The organism is Segatella salivae DSM 15606 (genome assembly GCF_000185845.1).
GTDB lineage: Bacteria > Bacteroidota > Bacteroidia > Bacteroidales > Bacteroidaceae > Prevotella > Prevotella salivae.
On record NZ_GL629649.1, the window covers coordinates 1 to 2952 of the forward strand.

1 rRNA gene is annotated in these 2952 nt (G+C 52.0%); it reads left to right on the plus strand.

The window, feature by feature from the left end:
- Nucleotides 1-22 precede the first annotated feature (22 nt).
- Nucleotides 23-2921 (plus strand): 23S ribosomal RNA (locus HMPREF9420_RS12545).
- The last annotated feature ends 31 nt before the right edge of the window (nt 2922-2952 follow it).

Genomic DNA, 2952 nt, shown 5'->3' on the forward strand with positions numbered 1-2952 from the left:
TATTCTTGCTTTATCCTTTTAAGAAGAAAGTAAGAAAGGGCGTATGGTGGATGCCTAGGCTCACAGAGGCGATGAAGGACGTGATAAGCTGCGATAAGCTTCGGGTAGGTGCAAATAACCTTTGATCCGAAGATTTCCGAATGGGACAACCCGGCCGTCTGAAGGACGGTCACTCACGCTAAGCGTGAGAGCTAACGCAGGGAACTGAAACATCTTAGTACCTGTAGGAAGAGAAAATAAATAATGATTCCCTTAGTAGTGGCGAGCGAACGGGGAACAGCCCAAACCGTGACTGTGGCAACGCAGCCGCGGGGTAGTAGGACCGCGACATTGTATGCATGCAGTGAGCAGAATCTTCTGGAAAGAAGAACCGTAGATGGTGAAAGTCCAGTATGCGAAGCTAATTGCAACATAGCGGTATCCTGAGTAACGCGGAACACGAGGAATTCTGCGCGAATCCGCCGGGACCATCCGGTAAGGCTAAATACTCCTGTGAGACCGATAGTGAACCAGTACCGTGAGGGAAAGGTGAAAAGCACTTCGATAAGAAGAGTGAAATAGTTCCTGAAACCATACGCCTACAAGCGGTCGGAGCTGCTTTTTGCAGTGACGGCGTGCCTTTTGCATAATGAACCTACGAGTTACCATCACCAGCAAGGTTAAGGGCCATAAGTCCCCAAGCCGCAGTGAAAGCGAGCCTGAATAGGGCGTATAGTTGGTGGGGGTAGACGCGAAACCAAGTGATCTACACTTGACCAGGTTGAAGTTCCGGTAACACGGAATGGAGGACCGCACCAATAAGCGTTGAAAAGCTTCTGGATGAGTTGAGTGTAGGAGTGAAAGGCCAATCAAACTTGGAGATAGCTCGTACTCCCCGAAAGGCATTTAGGTGCCGCGTGTGGTGATCTCCGTAAGAGGTAGAGCGACCGATAGGTCAAGAGGGCTTCACCGCCTATCGAGACCTGACGAACTCCGAATGCTTACGGATAGCAGCCATGCAGTAAGGGGGCGGGTGCTAAGGTCCGTCCCCGAGAGGAGAAGAATCCAGACCGCCGTCTAAGGCCCCGAAATTCTGTCTGAGTTAGTCTAACGAAGTCTGGTCCCTATGACAGCTAGGATGTTGGCTTGGAAGCAGCCATTCATTCAAAGAGTGCGTAACAGCTCACTAGTCGAGGGTCCGGGCATGGATAATAATCGGGTATAAGGCAGATGCCGAAGGCGCGGGATAGTAATCATAAAAGTATCGGTAGGGGAGCATACCATGTGCGTAGAATGGTGAAGATAACTGATCCTGGAGCGCATGGTAAAGCAAATGTAGGTATAAGTAACGATAAGAGGGGTGAGATTCCCCTCCGCCATAAGTCTAAGGTTTCCCGGGCAATGCCAATCAGCCCGGGGTAAGTCGGGTCCTAAGTCTCAGCCGAAGGGCGAGGGCGATGGCAGAAACGGTTAATATTCCGTTACTACCTTCAGGAGCGATGTGGAGACGGAGCAGTGACACTGCCGCGGGGCGACGGAAGTCCCCGTTAAAGAGTGTAGGCGTAGATTGGAGCAGGCAAATCCACTCCAAGAGCCGACCTTGAAAGTACGACCTCCCCTTCGGGGGAAGTTGATAGCGCAGGTAAACAAACTCCCGAGAAAATCCGCTAAGCATATCCTGAAGGTACCCGTACCGCAATCCGACACAGGTAGACGGGTAGAACATACTAAGGCGTTGAGAGATTCATGGTTAAGGAACTAGGCAAATTGACCCCGTAACTTCGGGATAAGGGGTCCTCATAGCAATATGAGGCGCAGAGAATAGGTCTAGGCAACTGTTTAACAAAAACACAGGGCTGTGCAAACTCGAAAGATGACGTATACAGCCTGACACCTGCCCGGTGCTGGAAGGTTAAGAGGAGATGTCACTAGTAATAGGAAGCATTGAATTGAAGCCCCAGTAAACGGCGGCCGTAACTATAACGGTCCTAAGGTAGCGAAATTCCTTGTCGGGTAAGTTCCGACCTGCACGAATGGTGTAATGATCCGGACGCTGTCTCAACCATGAGCTCAGTGAAATTGTAGTATCGGTGAAGATGCCGATTACCCGCGATGGGACGAAAAGACCCCGTGAACCTTTACTATAGCTTAGCACTGACCTTGGTCATCCGATGTGTAGGATAGGCCGGAGGCTTCGAAGCATGGGCGCCAGCCAATGTGGAGCCATCCTTGAAATACGGCCCTTTGGCTGTCTGAGGTCTAACCCGCTTGATGTGGGGACACTGCTTGGTGGGTAGTTTGACTGGGGTGGTCGCCTCCAAAAGCGTAACGGAGGCTTCCAAAGGTGCCCTCGGGCCGATTGGTAACCGGCCTTATAGAGTGCAATGGCATAAGGGCGCTTGACTGGGAGGCAGACATGCCGAGCAGGCAGGAAACTGGGGCATAGTGATCCGGCGGATGTGTATGGAAACTCCGTCGCTCAAAGGATAAAAGGTACTCCGGGGATAACAGGCTGATCCCCCCCAAGAGCTCATATCGACGGGGTGGTTTGGCACCTCGATGTCGGCTCGTCACATCCTGGGGCTGGAGAAGGTCCCAAGGGTTGGGCTGTTCGCCCATTAAAGTGGCACGCGAGCTGGGTTCAGAACGTCGTGAGACAGTTCGGTCTCTATCTATCGTGGGCGCGGGAGTTTTGCGTGGTGCCGTCACTAGTACGAGAGGACCGTGATGGACAGACCTCCGGTTTACCAGTTGTGCCGCCAGGTGCACCGCTGGGTATCTGAGTCTGGAATGGATAAGCGCTGAAAGCATCTAAGTGCGAAGCCAGCCGCAAGATGAGAACTCCATTGAGGGTCGTTGTAGACGACGACGTTGATAGGGTGCAGGTGTAAAGACAGCGATGTCAAAGCCGAGCACTACTAATTGCCCGAAACTTTCTTCTTTTCGGGCTCACACTTTGAGTTGTTCAAGACA